This window comes from Caldicoprobacter algeriensis, from assembly GCF_023838525.1.
Taxonomy (GTDB): domain Bacteria; phylum Bacillota; class Clostridia; order Caldicoprobacterales; family Caldicoprobacteraceae; genus Caldicoprobacter; species Caldicoprobacter algeriensis.
On the sequence record NZ_JAHUQD010000007.1, the window covers coordinates 76,428 to 97,281 of the forward strand.

Here is a 20,854-nt window from a genome sequence, read left to right on the forward strand (position 1 = left end):
GGAGATGAGACATATATGGAATACAAGAACAAGGGAAAAGTAGTGCAAATTGTCGGTCCAGTAATTGATATACAGTTTGAATCTGAGGATGTGCCAGCCATACTCAATGCCGTAAAGATAGTGGACGGTTCAAGGGTGGTATGGGCTGAGGTATCTCAGCACCTGGGGAACCGCAAGGTGCGCTGCATTGCACTTGAGGCCACAGATGGTTTAAAAAGAGGGCTGGAAGCGTATGACACTGGGTCTCCCATTTCTGTACCTGTTGGTAAGGAAGTGTTGGGCCGGGTTTTCAACGTCGTAGGGGAGCCAATCGACGGCAAGGGGCCTGTAAATGCGCAGGAAAGGGTTCCTATTCATCATCCTGCACCGCCCCTTGAACAGCAACGACCAGCCACCGACATATTGGAAACAGGAATCAAGGTTATAGACCTGCTGGCTCCATATCCCAAAGGGGGCAAGATTGGCCTGTTTGGCGGAGCCGGAGTGGGTAAGACGGTGCTCATCATGGAGCTCATACACAACATCGTCACCCAGCATGGCGGGGTTTCGGTGTTTACGGGTGTGGGTGAGCGTACCCGTGAAGGGCATGAGCTGGTGAGCGAGATGACGCAGTCGGGCGTTCTGGAAAGGACGGCTCTGGTTTTTGGCCAAATGGATGAGCCGCCGGGCGCCAGAATGCGGGTAGCGCTGACTGGGCTTACCATCGCGGAGTATTTCAGAGACAGAGAAGGCCAGGATGTACTTCTTTTTATAGACAACATCTTCCGTTTCATTCAGGCAGGGGCCGAGGTGTCCGCCTTGCTGGGTAGAATGCCTTCAGCAGTGGGATATCAGCCCACCCTGGCTGTAGAGGTTGGCGCACTGCAGGAACGCATAACATCCACCAAAAATGGCTCCATCACGTCGGTTCAAGCGGTGTATGTGCCGGCTGATGACCTGACCGATCCGGCACCTGCAACCATATTCGCTCACCTGGATGCCACCACCGTTCTGTCCAGGCAGATTGCCGAGATGGGCATATACCCTGCAATTGACCCCTTGGATTCCAGCTCGAGGATCCTTGACCCGAGGATAGTGGGCAAGGAGCATTACCGGGTGGCACGTAAGGTTCAGGAAATTTTGCAGCGGTACAAAGAGCTGCAGGACATAATAGCAATACTTGGCATGGAAGAGCTCAACGAGGAAGACAGGCTAGCTGTTTACAGGGCGCGTAAAATCCAGCGATTCCTGTCACAGCCCTTCCATGTGGCAGCCACCTATACTGGCATTGAAGGCAAATTTGTTCCGCTCAAGGAAACCATTGAGGGCTTCCGTGCTATCGTAGATGGAGAGGTGGACGATGTGCCCGAAGCTGCATTTTTCATGGTAGGAAACCTGGATGAGGTATTTGAAAAAGCCGAGAGGATGAAGAAAGCGGGCTGATAAAATGACGGGAGAGTTTTATCTCGAGGTCATAACCCCTGAGAGGACCTTTTTCAGGGGAAACGTGGAGATGGTAATAGTAAACAGCTCGGATGGCGAGCTGGGCATCATGAAAGGGCACGTCCCGATGGTGGCTCTGGTTGCCATTGGGACGCTGAAGATTAAGCAAAACGGCAAATGGCGCGAGGCGGCTATAAACGAAGGGTTTATGGAAGTGCGCCCCGATGAGACTATCATCCTGTCCCATTCGGTGGAATGGCCAGAAGAAATAGATGAAAGGCGCGCCCGGGCCGCTCTTGAGCGAGCTCAGGAGAGGATACGCCTGCGCAGGAGCATGAAGGAGTATTACCAGTCAAAGGCCGCCATGGCTCGAGCCATGGCCAGGCTCAAAGTAAAGAAGCGTTACAACATTGATTAGGCCCTTGATTGTCCAGGTCAGGGTATAGCCACAAATTCAGGCTGCATGCTGGTGAAAGAGGTGAGCGTGTCAAACCCTGACCTTTTTATTTCCATGAGGGCGGTTTCAAACCGGAATGCCACATGTTCAGGCGCGTGGGCATCTGAACCCAGCGTAAGAATTTTGCCGCCCAGACGCCTGTATCTTGCAATTATATCGGGATGGGGCATAGGAGATCCGGATGCATGGCGGTAGCCAGATGTGTTGACTTCCAATCCTTTGCCTTTGCTGATGAGAGTTTTCAATATTTCATCCACCAGGGGAGTGCACAGGAGGTGGTCTGTCTCTTCAACGGGAAATGGGGAGTACCGCTTTATATAGTCCAAATGCCCCAAAACGTTGAAGTCATCGTACGACTTAACAAGCTTTAGTACTTCCTCGTAGTATTGCCTGTAGCTCTCCTCTTTTGTCTTCCCTTGGTAAAAGACTCCCAGATAAGGGTCAACCCCTCCCACTATATGAACCGATGCTATTACAAAATCAAAGGGGTAGGCTTTTATGATATCGGTACACTCATTGAGGATGTGTGGCTGCAAGCCGATTTCAATTCCCTTTTTTATCATCAGCTGCCCTTTAAACATATCCTGCATTTTTTCTATGTCTTCAAAATACCTGTCCAGCGTCTTGATGTCAAAGGGTGGAATGCTGTTATCCGGCCAATCGATGTCTATGTGGTCAGTGAATGCGATTTCTTGAAGCCCTGCTTCAATGGCATGTAGGCACGCCGCCTCCATAGACATACGGCTATCCAGCGAATATGTGCTGTGAATGTGGTAGTCCAACAATTCTTATCCCCGCCTTTAATAAAATTGGATTCCATACTATTTTATAGTCGTTGTTGCCGCTCGTCAATAAAAAGCGGATAGACAGCCCGATTGAATATCTCCTTTCTCATACATGACATTTTATCAGAATAATTTCAATATGCATTATCACAGAATAACAACAAAATACAAATTCATATTTGACATTGCTATAAAGTTTGTAATATAATATACACAAGTTTAACGCTTTATCAGTTTAATTAATTAAAGCACCAAATTGGACGGGGGTTTTTGATGATAGGTAAGCTGAAGTTGAGCCTGCCCGATGGCGTTCAGGATTACCTGCCCGATGAATGCTACAACAAGCGGAGGATAGAAAACAGGATCAGGAAATTTTTTTATTTGAGCGGTTACAATGAAATAGAGACGCCGGTAATTGAATTTTTTGACGTATTCGCCGGGGTAAAGCCTTCTATTGACCAGGAGCAGATGTTCAAATTAATTGACCCGGAGGGCAGGATTTTGGTACTGCGCCCGGATATCACCATGCCTATTGCCAGGGTTGTGGGAACCAAGATGGCAAATCATCCCCTTCCCCTGCGGTTATTCTATCTGGGAAATGTATATAGATATGGCGAATTTCAAGCCGGCAAACAGCGTGAGGTGGCACAGGCAGGGGTAGAGCTTTTGGGCGTTGGCGGTCCCGAAGCCGATGCAGAGGTCATAGCAATGGCCATACAGCTATTTCTGGATCTGGGGCTTGATGAGTTTCAGATTGATATAGGACAGGTGGAATTTTTTAAGGGCTTGATCGAAGAAGCGGGGATATCCGAGCAGGAGGCAGAAGAAATCCGAGCCCTGATCGACCAGAAAAACATGCTGGCCCTTGAGATGCTTCTTAAAAAACTGCCCATTTCGGAACATATTAAGGATACGATGTACCGGTTGCCACAGCTCTATGGAGACAGCGAAATCTTGAAAGAGGCCATGAAAATTTCTCGCAACCCTAAATGCAGGGCCGCCCTTGAAAACATATATCAAGTGTACGGGATTTTAAAGGACTATGGGTTTGACCGTTACGTCACTTTTGACCTTGGGATGGTTCAAAGCTTCAACTTTTACACCGGCATAATATTTAGGGGAATTACAAGAGGGCTGGGCTATCCGGTGTGCGGCGGCGGCCGGTATGACAGGCTTGTATCCGAGTTCGGACGCGACCTGCCGGCTACAGGGTTTGCAGTGGGAATAAAGCGCCTGCTCATCGCTTTGGAACGCCAGGGAAAACTGGAAGAGATACCGCAGGTAGATGTACTGGTGGTGGTTGAAAATGGACAGATGGGTAGGGCATATGAATTTATGCAACAGCTTAAAAGCAGAAATAAGAGGGTGGAGATGTTTTTGCCCACCGGTGGCTTCGCAAACCCCCTGGATTATGCCAGAGAGAGGCGTATTCCAAGGGTGGTAGAGTTCAAAGAAAAAGAGGGGGTCGTTGAGCACGAAGTCGATTTTGAGGAGGATACAGGCTGACAGACATATACAAGCTGACGTTTACACTGAGCGTATCAGCATTTTGTGGCTATTTTTAGTTGAACTCACTCGTTTTGTGCAATTTAACTTCACAGAAAGGGGAAAGTTTCATTGATAACCATAGCTCTTGCCAAGGGAAGGCTGATGGAAGAGGCCATAGACGTTCTGGAGGCTGCAGGGGTTGGTTGTGGCCAGCTTAAAGAGCCGTCAAGGAAATTGATCTTTTTTACTCCCGACCAGCGGATTCGCATGATACTGGTCAAGCCCAGCGATGTTCCAACGTATGTGGAATACGGCATAGCCGATATAGGAATTGTGGGCAAGGACACGCTGCTGGAGGAAGGGCGTTCTCTGTATGAGATGCTGGATTTAAAGTTCGGCCAGTGCAGGCTGGTGGTAGCCGGTTTCCCTGAAAAGCAGGATACCTGGATCACGCGCTCTCATACCCGTGTGGCTACAAAATACCCCAATATAGTGCGCAACTATTTTTCCCGGAAAGGCAAGGACGTGGAGATTATAAAGCTGAACGGGTCGGTGGAGCTGGGACCCTTGACGGGATTGTCGGATGTAATTGTGGATATAGTGGAGAGCGGCAGGACCCTTAAAGAGAACGGGCTTGTGATACTGGAAGAGATATGCAGTGTAAGCGCTAGGCTGGTGGTCAACCGCGTCAGCCTGAAGATGAAGAACAGGGAGATAAAGGCACTTATCAATAACATTCAAACGGTACTGGAGGAACGGAGAAATGGTGAAGTTAATTGACGGAAGGGGCAAGGATACCGCATGGATATTGAGCAGGCTGAGCCGCCGCTGGCAGGCATCTTTTGAGAAGGAAAAAAACGCTGTCTTGGAAATACTTTCGGCTGTTCGGCAGCGAGGGGATGAAGCAGTACTTGAATATACCGCTCGATTTGATGGAGTACATTACGCCAGCGCACATGAGATGCTGGTATCCCAGGAGGAAATCCAGGAGGCCTATTCAAAGGTGGATGGCAGTTATATAGATATACTCAAACACGCCCGGGATAATATCTGGAAATTTCACAGCAGACAGCTTGAAAATTCCTGGACAGTATGCGATGAAAGCGGTGTAATCATGGGACAGCGTGTAGTGCCCATGGAGCGGGTTGGAGTCTACGTACCGGGTGGGCGGGCGGCATATCCCTCTTCGGTGCTCATGAATGTCATTCCTGCCAGGGTGGCAGGTGTATCTGACATTATCATGGCCACACCGCCCGGGAAGGACGAAAAGGTAAACCCGTATACCCTGGTGGCGGCCTGCGAGGCGGGGTGCAAAAGGATATTTAAAATAGGGGGGGCGCAGGCCATAGCCGCGCTGGCCTTTGGTACCAAAACCATACCCAGGGTGGACAAGATAGTGGGGCCGGGGAACATCTATGTTGCGCTGGCTAAGAAGGAGGTATACGGCTACGTGGACATCGATATGATAGCCGGCCCCAGCGAGGTGATGGTACTGGCCGATTGTTCGGCCAATCCGGCCTTTGTGGCGGCCGACCTCATGTCGCAGGCCGAACACGACCCCATGGCTTCGGCCATTCTTGTAACCACCTCTATCGAGTTAGCCAGCCGTGTACTTGAGGAACTGCAAAGGCAGGTTGAGGGCTTGTCATCAAAGGACATCATACAGGCTTCTTTGAGGGATTTTGGAGCCCTGATCGTTGTAGATTCTATTGAACAGGCCATAGAGCTGACAAACTCCATTGCACCAGAACACCTGGAACTGGCCGTACACAACCCCTTTGAGATATTGGGGGCCGTCAAACATGCGGGTTCTATATTCTTGGGGCACTATACTCCTGAGCCGGTGGGGGATTATATGGCAGGCCCCAACCACGTGCTCCCTACAGGCGGTACGGCGCGTTTCTTCTCACCCCTGGGAGTATACGATTTTGTAAAGAAATCCAACATAATATTCTATACTGAAAAAGCGTTGAAAGCCGTATCTCACGATGTCATAGAGTTTGCAAACAGGGAAGGTTTAACCGCTCACGCAAATTCCATAAAAGTGAGGTTTAAAGATAATGGCTGAATTCCTCAGAAACGACCTTAAAGCTTTAAAGCCCTACAAGGTTCATAGCGTGCCTTATAAAATAAAACTAGATGCCAATGAAAGCCCCTATGACCTGCCGGATGTCATCAGGCAACAGCTGGCAAAAGAATTGATGGAAGGGTGTGAATTTAACAGATACCCCGATTCCGATTCAACCGCCTTAAGGCAGGCCATTTCTCGATACTGCGGCGTCTCGCCCGATGAGATTATAGTAGGGGCCGGTTCAGATGAGCTGATAAGGGTTATAATAAGCGCTTTTGTGGGAAAGGGGGACGTGGTGCTGTGTCCCAGCCCATCGTTTACAATGTATGGAATATTTACCCGCATAGCCGGTGGCATACCCGTAGAGGTGCCGCTAGACGACAACTTTGACTACGATGTGAGCGCGTTTTATAAGGCGATAGAACAATACAAACCCAAGCTCGTGTTCATATGTTCTCCCAATAACCCTACTGGCAACGTCATAGATAAAGATGAGCTTATAAACCAGATCAGGGCTTTTAATGGCGTGGTAGTGGTGGATGAGGCTTACGGCGAGTTTTGCGGAGATTCGATTGCGGGCCAAATCGTAAATTACCCCAATGCATTGGCACTCAAGACCTTTTCAAAGGCTTTCGGACTGGCCGGCCTTCGCGTTGGATATCTTATAGGAAACCGAAAGCTGGTTGAAGAGGTATACGCGGTAAAGCCACCCTACAACCTGAACAGCTTCTCACAGAGGGCGGCACAGCTGGTGCTTGAAAACATCGACATTTTTGGCAGCAGAATTGCCACCATAGTAGACGAAAGGGAACGACTGTACGATAAATTACGTGGCGTAAAGGGAGTCGAGGTTTATCCATCAAAGGCCAATTTTCTGCTTATAAAAGTTCCCGATGCCGAAATGGTCTATAAAAAGCTGATAGGGGAAGGTATACTGGTTCGCAATTTTCCCAATGACCCCAGGCTCAAAAATCATCTGCGCGTCACGGTAGGTACAAGGCAGGATAACGAGGTCTTTGTAGAAACGCTAAAACGCATACTGGAGGGTTAAAGTATGAGTCAAAGGATAGGCAGGGCAGAAAGGCGTTCCAATGAAACAAGCGTAAAGGTGGAGATAAACCTGGAAGGACAGGGACAGGCTCGGATAGATACCGGTATCGGATTTTTTGACCACATGCTCACCATCCTGGCAGGGCACAGCGGCTTTGACCTTACTGTGGAATGCAGTGGCGACTTAAATGTGGACGGCCATCACACAGTGGAGGATGTGGGCATCGTCTTGGGCAGGGCTTTTGCACAGGCGCTGGGAGATAAAAGTGGAATATCCCGTTACGGGACGTCTTTTGTGCCCATGGACGAGTCGCTGGCCATGGTAAGCCTGGACATAAGCGGACGGCCTTATCTGCATTACGAGATGCCGCCGCTTGCTCCCATGGTGGGAAATTTTGATACCCAGCTTGCCGAGGAGTTTTTCAGGGCTTTCTCCAATCAATGCGGAGTCACACTGCATGTAAGGGTTCTATACGGCAAAAACGCCCATCACATGCTGGAGGCCTCGTTTAAGGCCTTTGCGCGGGCTTTGAGGCAGGCTGTGGCTTTGGAAAAAAATGCGGATAAAGTTCCTTCCACCAAGGGGATTATTGACTGATAAGAGCCTCGAAAATACGATGAAAGCAATTTTGATTTTAAGACTGGTATGCACAGAGTGTTGGCTTATATCTTGAGCATGCTGTGGAGACAAATACATGTAAATTTGAAAAACTGGGGGTAATTTTAGGATATGACTATTTATCCAGCAATAGATATAAAGGGCGGGAAATGCGTTCGACTTATACAGGGCAGAGCAGAGCACCAGACGGTTTACAGCGATGATCCAGTAGAAGTGGCACAGCAATGGAAAGCCAAAGGTGCACGATTCCTCCATGTGGTGGACCTAGACGGGGCTTTCCATGGGCATTCGCAAAATGAAAGCATTATAAAGGAAATCGTAAAAAGAGTGAATATACCGGTTCAGACAGGCGGTGGTATACGCTCCATGGAAAGGATAGCCTACCTTTTGGAGGAGGTTGGCGTGGCCAGGGTTATACTGGGTACAGCGGCAGTGGAAGACCCTGTGTTGCTTGAGCAGGCCGTAAGCCGTTTTGGAACTTCCATAGCTGTTGGGATAGATGCCAGAAACAACAGGGTAGCCACCAGAGGCTGGGTAGAGGAGTGCGATATAACGCCGGTTGAGCTGGGCAAAAGGGTGAAGGAGATGGGAGTGGAGACGGTGATTTACACCGATATACTGTGCGACGGCATGCTGGAGGGGCCAAACATACCATCTACCAGGGAGATGATAGAAAAGACAGGCCTCAATATAATAGCCTCGGGTGGTGTAAGCTCTCTCGAACACATAGCTCAGCTTAAGTCTGTTGGAGCGGCTGGCGTCATCATAGGTAAAGCGCTGTACAGCGGCAAGATAGACCTAAAACAATCCTTAAAACTGGAGGAGAGATAGAAGATAGAAGCGGTAAGAATCATACCCTGTCTGGATGTATACGGCGGCAGAGTGGTGAAAGGGGTTTATCACTGAATAGGCAGTTCAGCAGTTAATTAAAAGCACAATAGGCCTAAAGGAGGAATTTTTGATCATGTTGATGGATGAAGTGAAATTTAACAGTGATGGTTTGGTCCCCACCATAATTCAGGATGAGAATACGGGAGAAGTGCTGATGCTGGGCTATATGAACCGCCAGGCTTTGAAAAAAAGCCTTGAAACCGGAATAACTCATTTCTGGAGCAGAACCCGCAGAAGGATATGGATGAAGGGTGAAACTTCGGGCCACATTCAGAAGATAAAGGAGGTATTCATCGACTGCGACGGAGACGCCTTGCTGTTTAAGGTGGAGCAGGTTAAGGCCGCCTGCCATACCGGTTATAAATCCTGTTTTTACCGTGCTGCCGATAAAGCCAACGGTACATGGGTCGTAAAGGGAGAAAGGGTGTTTATCCCTGAGGAGGTGTACGCTGATGTGAAAAAAAATGACGAATATAAAACGGATGGCATAGCCGGGCAGTCTACTACAGAGACGTATGAGAAATCATCCGAAGAGCAAAACCATACAAACGAAAAAGCGTCGATACTGCAGGAGCTGTATGATGTCATCGTAGACAGAAAACAGCATCCCAGGGAAGGGTCTTATACATGTTATCTGTTTGAAAAGGGCATCGATAAGATTTTAAAAAAGGTGGGAGAGGAATCATCCGAGGTGATCATTGCAGCAAAAAACAGAGTAAAATCTGAAGTTGTGTACGAAATAGGTGACCTCCTGTACCACCTGCTAGTTGTGCTGGTTGAACAGGGTATATCCCTTGAAGAGGTATATGATGAATTAAAGAGGCGAAGATAGAATGCAGGATATTGATAAAGATAATGCGAGATTTTAAAAGAAATATAAAGATAATCGTGATAAATCCACTGCGGTTACTTTTGACTTATAATTGTGACTACTATATACTAATAATAGTCAGCGGGACGTTACAGCAGGATGACGGTTGGAAGGGGCGGATAAAGCACTTGCGCTGTTTATGCTGATAGCGACGGATGAATAGGCTGCTTAAGGAAAGTGACAGGCCTCGGTAGCTCAGTTGGTAGAGCAGCGGACTGAAAATCCGCGTGTCGGTGGTTCGATTCCGCCCCGAGGCACCACGATTATCTCGGTTCAACAGATTAAAATGCGAGAGGCAAACAGAGGTTTCTGTGTGCGAAAAATTTTAAAAAATAAGCAGCGCGCTTAAAAGGACGGGAGAGAAACCAACAAGGTTTTTAAAGCGAGTTAAAAACATAAAAAAGAATAGTATGCGGGAATAGCTCAGTGGTAGAGCGTCGCCTTGCCAAGGCGAATGCCGCGGGTTCGAATCCCGTTTCCCGCTCCAACATGGCGCCGTAGCCAAGTGGTAAGGCAGAGGTCTGCAAAACCTCGATTCCCCAGTTCGAATCTGGGCGGCGCCTCCAATTTTTGCCGGAGTGGCGGAACTGGCAGACGCACAGGACTTAAAATCCTGGGGTCTGAAGAAGGCCGTGCCGGTTCGAGTCCGGCCTCCGGCACCAAAAATCAAGGGTTCCAGGGTTTTGAAAATCCTGGAATTTATTTTTGATGGGGTCAGTAAACAGGGTAGCATGTATATACCTTAAGTCGTGCAGCCTTATTTGGAGCAGGCCGGCCTTTTCACCGAGAGCTGCCGCAAAAGGATAAGAACAGGTAAAGAAAACAGCTGAATCGTTACCTTCTTTTTTCTTGATGTTTTTTTGTCGCAGGGGATATAATATTTCTAGAGATCAATTTTGAGATTAATCTTTAAATAAATTTAAAAGATTGTCCTCTAACTTGAATGGCAATATCTGGTACATTAGTAATAATACCATCTACACCAGCATCTACCATAAGTTGTATATGTTCTGGACAATCTACCGTATAAACGTTGACCTGTATATTATACTCATGGCATTTTTTTACGAGGTCTGGAACTACTGTATGATAATGGGGATGAATAGCAAAAGCGTTGAGCATGTAAGCATATTCCCATGGTTTATACAGGTTGGCCATATATAGCGGACATATCCTCATCGAAGGATCGATTTCCTTTACTTTCATTAAGCTGTAATGATCAAAAGAAGAAATGATTGCCCTCTCTAAAAATCCGTATGTACCCAGCAAGTTTAAAACTTTTTCCTCTATTTGCGGATAGCGTTCTAATCCATTTTGTTTTAATTCGATATTTAGTAAACCGTTCCAGTCTTTCAAGAGTTCTAATACCTCTCTCAATAGAGGTATGCTTTCTTTTTGGTACTCATCGGAGAACCAGCTCCCAAAGTCAAGCGCTTTAAGCTCTTTTAAAGACATCTCTGCCACCTGGCCTTTTCCATTACTGGTTCTATCAATGGTGCGATCATGAATTACCACTACTTCTCCATCTTTTGAGAGGTGTACATCCAGCTCTATACCGTCAGCTCCTAAGTTAATAGCCTTTTTGAAAGCCGCCAGCGTGTTTTCGGGAGCGTAAGCAGAAGCTCCCCGGTGTGCTATAATTAAAGGCTTAGGCATATTAAAATGTCCCCTTTCTCAATTGGTTTACTTTAAGAAGAGTAAAAAATTATCAGCGATTTAGGTGGTCCAATTATAGGATTGTCAATAGCATTGCGTTGCGTGCTACAATAAAAACGGTGCGTACTAGCGTGAGCAAATGTACCTTCAAACCACAAGACAATTATAACCTTCAGGGCACTAATTGGTCAATGACATTATAGGTCAGGGGGCCTACAATTCCATCGGGTACCAGTCCATTATCGGCCTGAAGCCGCATAACTGCCTGGCGTGTGAGGGGGCCAAAAATTCCATCGATGGGACCAGTGTAATAATCCAGGCTGGCAAGTATATTCTGCAAAATGACGACATCATCACCCCAGTTGCCTATGCGCAAGATCCTCCTTCTACATACCACAGCTTTATCCTCCTCCCGGCGTATTAGCAAATGAGGATTATATTATCTATGATATGCTGCTGCTCCGGGAGGCGTTATCATAGTCGTTAAATTTTATACCAACAGCTTTGGTTTGTAGCACTTACTGTCCCAACCCAATGGATATAGGCTTATTTGCGCAAAAGGGTTGCTATGCTCTCCTTTATGGCTAAAACAAGATTTTTGATATTTTGAACCTGTTGCAATGCCTCTTCTTTTCCCTGACTCAAGAAGAAGAAAGCACCTCCACAAGCGAGTACAAAAAGGAATAAAATGAGCAATCCTTTTCCCGCTCCAGTATTCTCTTGTGGCTCAGGTACCTGTTCTTCTTGCGGCGTTCCCCTTTGTTGTTCTCGACGCGTTTCACCATATCTGGCAGTACCACCGAAAAGGGCTATATCTACCACTTCGGCAAAAAGCGAGGCTGCCTTCAAGGCGCGTTCCTTCATGTGGTCGTATGTCCCAAATTCCAAAAGTAGGGAGCGGGGATGAAGCTCTTGATTATAATTTCCTTTGCCTATGAAGATATCTTTTATAAGGCCTGGATACCGTTTGTCAGCGACCGCTTTTATGCGATATGCGAATGATTCATTTACTTCGCGGTTCTGGTTGCTCCTTCCCACTACAATGCGTATTCTGGTAATTTCTTTTCCGTTCAATCTCGTTATATATTCTTCCTTTGGAACCGAATCCCTGTGTATATCAAAAAGGGCAGCCGGGCTGTGGTCTTTTATTATTTTAAAAGCTGTCTGTCTGGAACGCCTATACGCTCCTGCATCATGAGGGTCGTGAGGGGTTGTATCAACCACGGCTTTTATTCCTCTATTTATGAGTTCCTCCCCGAATCTTCTAGCGACATCCAATATGCCTCCATTTGCCCTTATGCTGGCTGCTCCATCTGACGGTACATATGATTCATCGGTGTGTGTACAGTAAATTCCTATGGTCCTGTTTTCATTCTGTGCCAAAACCGGCATTGAGGAACTGAAAAACAGATCCGAAATATCCGGTAGTTCAATATTTTCTATAAACTCAGCTATGGCTGTTTTATTTGAAAGGTTAACTTTTGTAATCCTATATTTTTTATTGTCTTGGCTGACGTATTCGTCGTCTACGTATACCCTTCTTCCAATTCTGAAGAGAACCGTTCCATCTGAAAGATATACGGTAAAATGATCCGGCTGACTTTGATACCAGTCATCAGCATTGACGGGATAAATGGAGGTTGTTAACAATAAAATCATAAGAAGGAATAAAGGAAGTAATTTGCTGCACATTTTTTCACCCCATTATATTCTTGTTTGGTAACGCTAAAACTGTAAAAATAATATTTTTCAGATATTACTTTTTTATTCCTGAATGGTCCAGAGGTAAATTCCGCTATAGAGATAAGGCCGACGATGACGACATACGTTTTTATATAAGAACCACAAAAAACAAAAGAGCACGTAACGATCTACCTTGCACCACGATAGGTAACTGATTATCCAGCCATGATCCTACAGCACGAACCAGCCGTAACTTTCGGACCATGACCAAACAGGTCATCACCTATCGTGATGGTTCGTTCGACCATACAGGATACCTGTACAGCCCTGTGCAACCTCACGGCTGCACAGGACCGTTAGTGCAATGACCTTCGGCACCCTGTATGATCTTCGCTCGACCCCGTGTGACAGGTTGGAATCTTATTGCAATCATAAAGGTACGACTGCAATAAAACTTTTCCCCGCCACACGGGATCTTCCCGCCGACTGCATACAGGCCTGACGCGACCTGTATGCAGTCTTTGGCCGACCCATATACGCCCCGTCTGAGCATATATGGATCTGGGCTCAACCGTTACGTGCCCTTTCGCTATTTATGTTAACCAGTTTAAAAAGATTTATACGCTGTGCTCAAAAAATTTTTTAGAGTTACCTTAACTGTTTTTATGCGACCAGAGCGGCTATTTTAACCGCTTTACGGTAAAAAATACTCAGACTTCTATAAGATGGAGATGAATTGCAAAAAATGTGATAAAATAATTCTCAGGCAAAGATTTTATACGGTAAGGGTTTAAATATTATAATAATATCCATAAAACCACAAAAAGTATGATAGGTGCATATACAAGCTGTTGAGCATGCAGCAGCGTTTTTGCAAAATGTGTAAACGATGTACGAAACAACTTGTCTGCTGACAAGATTCAGTATAAATATTTCAAAAACATGGAAAGGGGAGGATAGAAGATGGTCATCAAGGCCCATGAAATGGAAGTTGAGCTCAGGGAGCGGATGAGGGGAGGAAATGGCACAGTCAAGATCACGCATATAGGAAAAGAACAGCTGCCCTCCAAAACCCGGCTTTTTGCAAAAATAACTCTGGAAAAGGGGTGCTCCATAGGGTTCCATCAACACGCCAATGAGACCGAGATGTTCTATTTCTTAAAAGGCAGGGGCAAGGTTGACGACAATGGTACTATACATTATGTACAAGCAGGAGATGCAATGTTTACAGGAGGCGGAAAAGGGCACTCGGTTGAAAACTGCGGCGATGAACCCCTGGAGCTGATTGCCGTCATCGTCCTGGATTGATCGTTCCATCGTTTCCATAAATATATCAGTGTTTTTTCATATATATCTTCACATAATAAATACAAACACAATGAATACAAAAAAACAAAGGAGCACTGATCAGGAATGGATGGCGGAACTTTCAATCCAGAAGAACACCTGACAAAACTTCCTATCCGTCGCTGGAATCCCAGGATCAATAGCTGGGAGACCGACTATGCCGATTACCTGGAGGTTAAGTGGCGGATGGTGTGGTTTCGCGATGAAAACAGACAGGGGACAAAAACTGTCATCCGGGATAAGATCATAGACCCTCACAACAGGTTTGCCTATTTTGAGCTTGAAGTGACCGATAGCAGGGGAAACGTTGAGATAGGGGTAGGGTCTGAAACCGGAGACGATTTTGAAGATTATATAGAGAAGGCATATACCAAGGCCTATGGCCGTGCCCTGGCGGCTTTGGGATACGGCACGCAGTTTGCTCCCGAACTGGAAGAAGGGGAGAATGTAGTTGACAGTCCAGTGGAGGCCAGGGAAAGGGAGGCAAAAACCCCTGCTCGCGAGGAGCCCATCACCGAGGCACAGCGAAGGGCTATATATGCTATATATAACGCCCTGGGATATTCCGAAGCGCAAATGAAAGAGATACTGCAACAGCGGTATCACAAGGCCGAAAGCAAAGCCCTGACCAAACAGGAAGCCTCAGACCTCATTGATTACCTTAATAGCTTGAGGGACAGGGATTAGGCCGTAGGTATCGGGTATAACCTGTTTCATCTTCTTGACGACACCCGTAAAGATAATATAAAATGAGTTTATTAAAAAATATATAGGGGTGTACGAAATATGGCACAGGTTATACCTTTTAAGGGCTTACGTTACAATACTTCCAAGATAGACGATTTGTCAAAGGTGATGACTCCTCCTTATGACGTAATATCGCCGGCGGAACAGGACCGGTTCTACCAAATAAGTGAATACAACATAATCCGCCTGGAGCTGGGGAAGGAAGAGCCTGGAGATGATGAACACAACAACAAATATACGAGGGCTGCCCGGTATTTAAAGGAGTGGATCGAAAAACAAATACTGGTTCAGGAAAAGCAGCCTTCGTTCTACATTTATCAGCAGCAGTTCAGCCTCTCAAACGGAAATACGTATACCCGGACAGGATTTGTAGGGCTGGTGAGGCTGGAGGAGTTCTCAAAGGGCGTTATACTGCCGCATGAGAATACCCTTTCCAAGCCAAAGGCCGACAGGTTACAGCTTATGCGGGCCTGTGAGGCCAATTTCAGCCAGATATTTGCGCTTTACGATGACCCTGAGAAGGCCATCCCGGCGCTACTCAAACGGAATATTGATGCCAATTCCCCTGATATAGAGGTTGAGGCCATCCCGGGCATCGTGGAGAGGCTCTGGGTTGTGTCAGACGATCCTGTGATAGCGCAAATCCAGGAGAATATGGCAGATAAGAAGCTCTATATCGCAGATGGCCATCACCGGTACGAGACCGCCCTTACATACCGCAACGAGCGCATGGCTCAAAACTCGCACCATACTGGCGATGAGCTTTATAACTTCGTGATGATGATGATGGTAGAGATGGAAGACCCTGGACTTATTATACTTCCCACCCATCGCGCGATAAGCGGGATTAAGAATTTTTCCAAAGAAAAATTTCTGCAGAATGCATCCAGGGATTTTGTCATAGAGGAACACCTATTTTCTGGGCGGACTTTGAAGCAGCGGGTAGAGGAAATGGACAACATACTCACTAAAAAAGGAAGCCATAGCTTTGTATTTTATGATGGCAATTTAAAAAGCTGCCATGTCCTGACGCTCAAGAGCATAGAAACCATGAATGAGCGCCTACCCCAGCACGATATATCATACAAAAGCCTGGATGTCACCATACTTCACACATTGCTGCTGGAGCCCCTCCTGGGGATAGGTAAGGAGGAGATGGCCAATCAGGAGTTTATCACTTACACCCACGATTTGATGGAAGGGGCAGAGTGGGTAGAAGAAGGCAGGTGCCAGATGGCCTTTTTTGTCAACCCCACATCTGTTAAGCAAGTTAAAGAAGTTTCGCTGGCCGGAGAGAAGATGCCGCAAAAATCCACTTACTTTTATCCAAAGCTGTTGACTGGATTGGTGATAAACAAGTTTTAACGTTATGTTCCTTGAAGCGTGGGAAAACCCATGCTCTACAGCACGAAGCAGTTTATAAACGGCAGGACCAAAATCCTGCCGTTTTTTTATTATGCTGAATAAATAATGTTCATCTGTGTATTCTATTACTTAGAATGACAGTGACCTTAAAAAGCGCCTATGTTACATTTAGCTGAGGACGATAAAAAGAGAGAGGGTAACCGTTATGAAGTACATAAACAGTCAACCCAATCCCAAAAACAGAAAGAAGATGGAAGAGAACAATCCACCCAAGCTAAAGAGCGAAGAACAGGTTGATTTGACGCTGGATAAGGAAGTCAGTAAAAACCTAGAAAAGTTTAAGGCTTTTTTGAAGGATAGCAGCGATGTAGTATTTCGCGAATTCAGTTTGGGAACGCAGAGCATACCATGCGCTCTGGTGTATGTTGATGGGTTGGTGAACACAGCAGTAATTAATGAACAAATTTTGAAACCCATGATGTATCAAATTGCCTTACTGGAAACCAACTTGAACCAACCGATACAGCTAGATAAAATATTTGAAGTTGTCAAACTTCATACTTTAACGGTAGGCGAAGTTAGAGAAGTAAAAACCTTAGACGACGCTTTTTTGCGTGTCCTATCTGGTGAAGTCGCCGTCATAATAGACGGATTTGACAAAATCCTGATAGCAAATGCCAGGGGTTGGCCTCAGCGCGGCATACAAGAGCCTCCATCGGAAGTTGTAATTCGTGGGCCGAGGGAAGGATTTACCGAAACGCTGAGGGTAAACACGGCTTTGCTGAGAAGAAAAATCAAGGACCCCAATCTGGTGATAAGAACTGTCCAGGTTGGTCGGCGTGGCAAAACGGACGTGGCCTATGCCTATATTAAAGGAGTGGCCAACCAAGAGCTGGTGGAAGAGGTAGAGCGGCGGCTTAACCAAATAGATGTTGATATATTTTTGGACAGCAGCCAGATAGAGCAGTATATTCAGGACAGCTATCTTACTCCTTTTCCGCAGATTGAGGTTACTGAGCGCCCTGATAAGACCGTGGCCAGTCTGGCAGAAGGGCGAGTGGCTATATTGATGGATAACAGCCCTTATGCTCTTATTGTTCCCGCCACATTTTATCAGTTTTTTCAAAGCGCTGAAGATTATTATGAACGCTGGATACTGGCTTCCATCATTCGACTTTTGCGCTGGAGTGGAGCCATTTTTGCATCGCTGACGCCGGCGCTATACGTAGCTATTGTATCGTTTCACCCGGGCTTTATTCCCACCAACCTGGCAATATCCATTGCTGCCGCCCGCGCAACTGTACCATTTCCGGCTTTTGTTGAAGCCCTGCTCATGGAGCTTACCTTTGAGCTTCTCAGAGAAGCAGGAGCCAGGCTGCCGCGGGCAATCGGCCAAACCATAGGTATAGTAGGCGGTTTGATCATAGGGGATGCGGCTGTCAGAGCGGGAATTACCAGCCCGATTATGGTCATTGTGGTGGCCATCACCGCTATAGCCTCATTTCTCATTCCATCATACAGCGCTGCCATGGCCATAAGGTTGCTTCGCTTTCCTTTTATTGTTTTAGCTGCTATATTTGGCATATATGGCGTTATACTGGGTTTCATTATTTTAAGCGTGCATTTAGTAACCATAAAGAGCTTTGGGGTAAGCTACATGACGCCCCAGGCACCTATGAGGTATCAAGACTGGAAGGACTTTTTTATACGTTTACCCAGCCAAGTCATGATGCGAAGGCCCACCAGCACATATCCTGTAGATATCGATCGGCGGGATCAAGACCCTATCAAGGAGGAGACCCAATGAAAGAAAGAAGCGACAGATTGAGCAATATACAAATTCTGTTTATTGTATCCTCTACCATTATAGGGGTAACGGTATTAACTCTACCCCGTACAGCTACCGAACTAGCCAAAGCGGGTGGCTTCATTGCCACCTTTATTACCGGGGTATTAATGGCTTTGATGCTGATTATAACCGCACTGCTGGCCAGAAGATTTCCAAACAGTACTATAATCGAATACAGCAAGGAGATAATAGGCTTGGTCCCAGCCAAAATATTGGGCTTTGTGTTCTTTTTTTATTTCATAAGCATAGTAACCACTGTCTTAAGGTTATTTTGCGATGCCATAAAAGTGCTGTTGCTTGAAAATACGCCATTGGAAGTGTTGATAATTACCTTTCTGTTGGCGGCAGTTTACTTATGTCTTAACGGTATCAGCTCGATTGCTAAGATATGCGAATTCTTTGAACCCCTCGTAATCGGTACAATGCTGCTAGTAATCGTATTATCCCTGAAAAATTTTAATTTTGAAGAGCTGCTCCCTGCATTCAAACAGGATATCTTTGAGTGGATCCACGCTGTTCCCACCCTGGCAATCTCCTATCTCGGCTTTGAGGTACTTCTGTTCATTACACCCTATGTTCAGGACGCCAGCAAAGTCGTAAAATACGGCTTTTGTGGCATACTGCCTTCAATTTTTATCTATTCTCTATTTGTGGCAGTCACAGTGGGTATAGCCGGAGTTGAACCTGTTGCACGTTCGTTGTATCCCACCATTCAGCTGGCAAGGTATATTAAATTCCCTGGGGGTTTCGCGGAGAGATTTGACATTTTCTTTATGATCTTTTGGATACTGGGGGCCTATACAACATTATCCTCCTATCTTTACCTTTCTTCCGTTTCAATAACAAGATTGCTGGGGCTTAGAAATTACAAGCCTTTTATACTTTTGATTGTACCGGTAATATATATGCTGGCATTGTTTCCACAGAATGTAAAGGAGATAAGCATGTTTTCACAGTATGTGAGCTACTTAGGGTTATCTTTGCTGGCTGTAGTGGTTGTACTCTACATATTGGCTGTTATTCTTAAAAAGGGGGAAATTTTTAAAAATGATAATAAATAACAAATATCTTGCAACAGCGGTTATTACCATTATTGTCGCCTTTACAATGACGGGTTGCTGGGATATGGTGGAAATAGAAAAGAATGCTTTCATATTAGGAATAGGGTTAGATCCCTCAAAGAGTGCAAGTGAAAATGAGGAAAGGGTTATGGTAACATATCAAATAGCGTTGCCAGCCGCTATGCTGGGGCCAAGCGGACAGGGAGAAGGAGGAGGGGGTGAGGAAGCATCAACGTTAAATATTAGCATAGAAGCAAAAAATTTAATGATGGCAGAACAGACGCTCATGGCCACGCTCAATGAGGTGCCCAATTATGACCATTTACAGGTGGTAGTTTTTGGAGAGGAGTTGTCAAAAAAGGGAATTGGCAAGTATATCGACTTTTTCTTCAGAGATCCCAGGATAAGGCAGCGCACCAAGGTGGCAGTAAGTAAAGGAAAAGCCAGCGAAGTATTTAAAGTACAGCCTAAAACCGTTAAAAGCACGTCGCAATATATCAGCGATTTGCTCGACGAAAACGAAAAACGAAGCCTGATGGTGCTTATGCCCATGGATTTTGGGATAATGCAGAGGCACTTTATACGAAAGCACGATGTATGCTTACCAAGTATTATAATAAAGAAAGATACCCTGACTCTTCAAGGAGCTGGAGTATTTAGGGGGGATAAACTGGTGACATGGCTTACTGGTTCCGAGGTCATGAGCCTGAAATGGCTTCACGGTGAACCGGCCAAGGGGACCATTGATATTTCCGGTGACAAAGCTAAAACGGGAAATTTTGTATTTAACATCACGGACAACAAAGTATCCATAAAGCCCGTTCTAGACGGTAACAGGTTTATTATGAAAGCCAAAATGGAGGTAGAAGGGGATATAGCTGAGATTCAAAGCGAAATATTTAATATCTATGACATCGGTTTTATTCGCCAAGTTGAAGATTTGGTGAAACAAAAAATCATACGATCTTGTAGCGAGGTGTTTAATAAACTGGTAGATGACTATAAAACCGATTGTATAGAGTTTGGGCGAAGGGTACAAAATTACTATCCGGATTTCTGGGAAAAAAATAAGAACAACTGGAGGGAGTATTTTGCCAATACATCTCTTGAAATGGAGGTGGATGTAAAGCTAAGAAGAGTGGGAGTAATCAAATAGCAATCATCTTATCCAGCAAATCTGGAAAAAAATAAAGGAAAGCACACCAATTACCAGATATACAAAGCTGCCCCATTTTGCAATCTTTTGCTCCTTAGGAAATTTGTCAGGCACATCCGATCGATAAATCATATAAAGAACCAGGCTACATAAAATTGTCAAAAACGAAAAGTAAGGTGCGATGAAAACGCGTGATATTGAAAACAGGCTCATAGTATTCTCCCCTCGTCTTAAACAGGCTAAACAACCTCTCTTTTTTAATTATTACCCATTATTGTACAAAATATCCTTCTCTCCAATTCAAAAATAAGATGGCCGCAGGCTTATAAGCCTGTG

Annotated in this window: 20 protein-coding genes and 4 tRNA genes; 19 read left to right on the forward strand and 5 right to left on the reverse strand. The window is 45.8% G+C overall.

Going from position 1 to position 20,854, the window contains the following annotated elements:
- Window positions 1-15 precede the first annotated feature (15 nt).
- Both atpD and atpC read left to right on the forward strand, forming a co-directional pair.
- A complete protein-coding gene (gene atpD / locus KVG29_RS06020; protein ID WP_252227378.1) occupies window positions 16-1,422 on the forward strand; it encodes a F0F1 ATP synthase subunit beta in 1,407 nt (468 codons plus the stop codon).
- Window positions 1,423-1,426: 4 nt separating this feature from the next.
- Window positions 1,427-1,840 carry an ATP synthase F1 subunit epsilon gene (gene atpC, locus KVG29_RS06025; RefSeq protein WP_252227339.1) on the forward strand — a complete coding sequence of 138 codons (414 nt, stop codon included), beginning with the start codon at window positions 1,427-1,429 and terminating at the stop codon, window positions 1,838-1,840.
- A gap of 17 nt (window positions 1,841-1,857) precedes the next feature.
- On the opposite strand, the gene KVG29_RS06030 is transcribed toward atpC, so the two are convergent.
- A complete protein-coding gene (locus KVG29_RS06030; RefSeq protein ID WP_252227340.1) occupies window positions 1,858-2,661 on the reverse strand; it encodes a histidinol-phosphatase HisJ family protein in 804 nt (267 codons plus the stop codon).
- Between the two features lie 276 nt (window positions 2,662-2,937).
- Here KVG29_RS06030 and hisZ point away from each other — a divergent pair, with 276 nt between their 5' ends.
- The 11 genes from hisZ to KVG29_RS06085 all read left to right on the forward strand — a co-directional run bounded on the left by hisZ (window position 2,938) and on the right by KVG29_RS06085 (window position 10,316).
- Window positions 2,938-4,170 (forward strand): ATP phosphoribosyltransferase regulatory subunit, encoded by a 1,233-nt coding sequence (gene hisZ, locus KVG29_RS06035; RefSeq protein WP_252227341.1) that lies wholly within the window; start codon window positions 2,938-2,940, stop codon window positions 4,168-4,170.
- A gap of 111 nt (window positions 4,171-4,281) precedes the next feature.
- Window positions 4,282-4,932, forward strand: a complete 651-nt coding sequence (gene hisG, locus KVG29_RS06040; protein WP_276576423.1) for an ATP phosphoribosyltransferase — start codon at window positions 4,282-4,284, stop codon at window positions 4,930-4,932.
- Complete coding sequence (hisD, locus tag KVG29_RS06045; protein ID WP_252227342.1) at window positions 4,916-6,220, forward strand: histidinol dehydrogenase; 1,305 nt, start codon at window positions 4,916-4,918, stop codon at window positions 6,218-6,220. Before hisG ends, hisD begins: the two co-directional genes overlap by 17 nt.
- The gene (gene hisC, locus KVG29_RS06050) at window positions 6,213-7,274 is read left to right on the forward strand and encodes a histidinol-phosphate transaminase (RefSeq protein WP_252227343.1); all 1,062 of its coding nucleotides are present in this window, start codon (window positions 6,213-6,215) and stop codon (window positions 7,272-7,274) included. Before hisD ends, hisC begins: the two co-directional genes overlap by 8 nt.
- Window positions 7,275-7,277: 3 nt before the next feature.
- Window positions 7,278-7,871: an imidazoleglycerol-phosphate dehydratase HisB gene (gene hisB, locus KVG29_RS06055; RefSeq protein WP_252227344.1), complete on the forward strand. Its 594-nt coding sequence runs from the start codon at window positions 7,278-7,280 to the stop codon at window positions 7,869-7,871.
- 132 nt (window positions 7,872-8,003) lie between these two features.
- Window positions 8,004-8,723, forward strand: a complete 720-nt coding sequence (hisA, locus tag KVG29_RS06060) for a 1-(5-phosphoribosyl)-5-[(5-phosphoribosylamino)methylideneamino]imidazole-4-carboxamide isomerase (RefSeq protein ID WP_252227345.1) — start codon at window positions 8,004-8,006, stop codon at window positions 8,721-8,723.
- 133 nt (window positions 8,724-8,856) lie between these two features.
- Window positions 8,857-9,615 (forward strand): bifunctional phosphoribosyl-AMP cyclohydrolase/phosphoribosyl-ATP diphosphatase HisIE, encoded by a 759-nt coding sequence (gene hisIE / locus KVG29_RS06065; RefSeq protein WP_420840531.1) that lies wholly within the window; start codon window positions 8,857-8,859, stop codon window positions 9,613-9,615.
- Window positions 9,616-9,838: 223 nt separating this feature from the next.
- Window positions 9,839-9,914, forward strand: a tRNA-Phe gene (locus KVG29_RS06070).
- A gap of 152 nt (window positions 9,915-10,066) precedes the next feature.
- Window positions 10,067-10,141: transfer RNA gene (locus tag KVG29_RS06075), tRNA-Gly, on the forward strand.
- A 4-nt stretch (window positions 10,142-10,145) separates the two neighbouring features.
- Window positions 10,146-10,220: transfer RNA gene (locus tag KVG29_RS06080), tRNA-Cys, on the forward strand.
- Window positions 10,221-10,226: 6 nt separating this feature from the next.
- Window positions 10,227-10,316: transfer RNA gene (locus tag KVG29_RS06085), tRNA-Leu, on the forward strand.
- Between the two features lie 247 nt (window positions 10,317-10,563).
- On the opposite strand, the gene KVG29_RS06090 is transcribed toward KVG29_RS06085, so the two are convergent.
- The 4 genes from KVG29_RS06090 to KVG29_RS12395 form a co-directional block, all read right to left on the reverse strand.
- Window positions 10,564-11,310: a glycerophosphodiester phosphodiesterase gene (locus tag KVG29_RS06090; RefSeq protein ID WP_252227347.1), complete on the reverse strand. Its 747-nt coding sequence runs from the start codon at window positions 11,308-11,310 to the stop codon at window positions 10,564-10,566.
- 172 nt (window positions 11,311-11,482) lie between these two features.
- Entirely contained in the window at window positions 11,483-11,707 is a 225-nt protein-coding gene (locus KVG29_RS06095) for a peptidoglycan-binding domain-containing protein (RefSeq protein ID WP_252227348.1), read from the reverse strand.
- A gap of 149 nt (window positions 11,708-11,856) precedes the next feature.
- Window positions 11,857-12,969 carry a stage II sporulation protein P gene (gene spoIIP, locus KVG29_RS06100; protein WP_252227349.1) on the reverse strand — a complete coding sequence of 371 codons (1,113 nt, stop codon included), beginning with the start codon at window positions 12,967-12,969 and terminating at the stop codon, window positions 11,857-11,859.
- A 239-nt stretch (window positions 12,970-13,208) separates the two neighbouring features.
- Window positions 13,209-13,334, reverse strand: coding sequence for a hypothetical protein (locus KVG29_RS12395; RefSeq protein WP_276576424.1), 126 nt, complete (start codon window positions 13,332-13,334; stop codon window positions 13,209-13,211).
- A 622-nt stretch (window positions 13,335-13,956) separates the two neighbouring features.
- On the opposite strand from KVG29_RS12395, the gene KVG29_RS06105 reads away from it, so the two are divergent.
- The 6 genes from KVG29_RS06105 (at window position 13,957) to KVG29_RS06130 (ending at window position 20,518) form a co-directional block, all read left to right on the forward strand.
- Entirely contained in the window at window positions 13,957-14,301 is a 345-nt protein-coding gene (locus tag KVG29_RS06105) for a cupin domain-containing protein (RefSeq protein WP_252227350.1), read from the forward strand.
- Between the two features lie 105 nt (window positions 14,302-14,406).
- Window positions 14,407-15,027, forward strand: a complete 621-nt coding sequence (locus KVG29_RS06110) for a hypothetical protein (protein ID WP_252227351.1) — start codon at window positions 14,407-14,409, stop codon at window positions 15,025-15,027.
- Between the two features lie 99 nt (window positions 15,028-15,126).
- The gene (locus KVG29_RS06115) at window positions 15,127-16,452 is read left to right on the forward strand and encodes a DUF1015 domain-containing protein (protein ID WP_252227352.1); all 1,326 of its coding nucleotides are present in this window, start codon (window positions 15,127-15,129) and stop codon (window positions 16,450-16,452) included.
- 205 nt (window positions 16,453-16,657) lie between these two features.
- Complete coding sequence (locus tag KVG29_RS06120) at window positions 16,658-18,259, forward strand: spore germination protein (RefSeq protein WP_252227353.1); 1,602 nt, start codon at window positions 16,658-16,660, stop codon at window positions 18,257-18,259.
- Complete coding sequence (locus KVG29_RS06125; RefSeq protein WP_252227354.1) at window positions 18,256-19,362, forward strand: GerAB/ArcD/ProY family transporter; 1,107 nt, start codon at window positions 18,256-18,258, stop codon at window positions 19,360-19,362. Before KVG29_RS06120 ends, KVG29_RS06125 begins: the two co-directional genes overlap by 4 nt.
- A complete protein-coding gene (locus KVG29_RS06130) occupies window positions 19,349-20,518 on the forward strand; it encodes a Ger(x)C family spore germination protein (RefSeq protein WP_252227355.1) in 1,170 nt (389 codons plus the stop codon). The genes KVG29_RS06125 and KVG29_RS06130 overlap by 14 nt, the downstream gene beginning before the upstream one ends.
- The last annotated feature ends 336 nt before the right edge of the window (window positions 20,519-20,854 follow it).

What these genes read in the sequence shown, in the direction of transcription:
- atpC (WP_252227339.1), top strand. Translation starts at nt 1,427, where the DNA reads ATGACGGGAGAGTTTTATCTCGAGGTCATAACCCCTGAGAGGACCTTT.
- hisZ (WP_252227341.1), top strand. Translation starts at nt 2,938, where the DNA reads ATGATAGGTAAGCTGAAGTTGAGCCTGCCCGATGGCGTTCAGGATTAC.
- atpD (WP_252227378.1), top strand. Translation starts at nt 16, where the DNA reads ATGGAATACAAGAACAAGGGAAAAGTAGTGCAAATTGTCGGTCCAGTA.
- hisIE (WP_420840531.1), top strand. Translation starts at nt 8,857, where the DNA reads ATGTTGATGGATGAAGTGAAATTTAACAGTGATGGTTTGGTCCCCACC.
- KVG29_RS06090 (WP_252227347.1), bottom strand. Translation starts at nt 11,310, where the DNA reads ATGCCTAAGCCTTTAATTATAGCACACCGGGGAGCTTCTGCTTACGCT.
- hisD (WP_252227342.1), top strand. Translation starts at nt 4,916, where the DNA reads ATGGTGAAGTTAATTGACGGAAGGGGCAAGGATACCGCATGGATATTG.
- hisB (WP_252227344.1), top strand. Translation starts at nt 7,278, where the DNA reads ATGAGTCAAAGGATAGGCAGGGCAGAAAGGCGTTCCAATGAAACAAGC.
- KVG29_RS06105 (WP_252227350.1), top strand. Translation starts at nt 13,957, where the DNA reads ATGGTCATCAAGGCCCATGAAATGGAAGTTGAGCTCAGGGAGCGGATG.
- KVG29_RS06120 (WP_252227353.1), top strand. Translation starts at nt 16,658, where the DNA reads ATGAAGTACATAAACAGTCAACCCAATCCCAAAAACAGAAAGAAGATG.
- spoIIP (WP_252227349.1), bottom strand. Translation starts at nt 12,969, where the DNA reads ATGATTTTATTGTTAACAACCTCCATTTATCCCGTCAATGCTGATGAC.
- hisC (WP_252227343.1), top strand. Translation starts at nt 6,213, where the DNA reads ATGGCTGAATTCCTCAGAAACGACCTTAAAGCTTTAAAGCCCTACAAG.
- KVG29_RS06125 (WP_252227354.1), top strand. Translation starts at nt 18,256, where the DNA reads ATGAAAGAAAGAAGCGACAGATTGAGCAATATACAAATTCTGTTTATT.
- hisA (WP_252227345.1), top strand. Translation starts at nt 8,004, where the DNA reads ATGACTATTTATCCAGCAATAGATATAAAGGGCGGGAAATGCGTTCGA.
- KVG29_RS06130 (WP_252227355.1), top strand. Translation starts at nt 19,349, where the DNA reads ATGATAATAAATAACAAATATCTTGCAACAGCGGTTATTACCATTATT.
- KVG29_RS06115 (WP_252227352.1), top strand. Translation starts at nt 15,127, where the DNA reads ATGGCACAGGTTATACCTTTTAAGGGCTTACGTTACAATACTTCCAAG.
- KVG29_RS06110 (WP_252227351.1), top strand. Translation starts at nt 14,407, where the DNA reads ATGGATGGCGGAACTTTCAATCCAGAAGAACACCTGACAAAACTTCCT.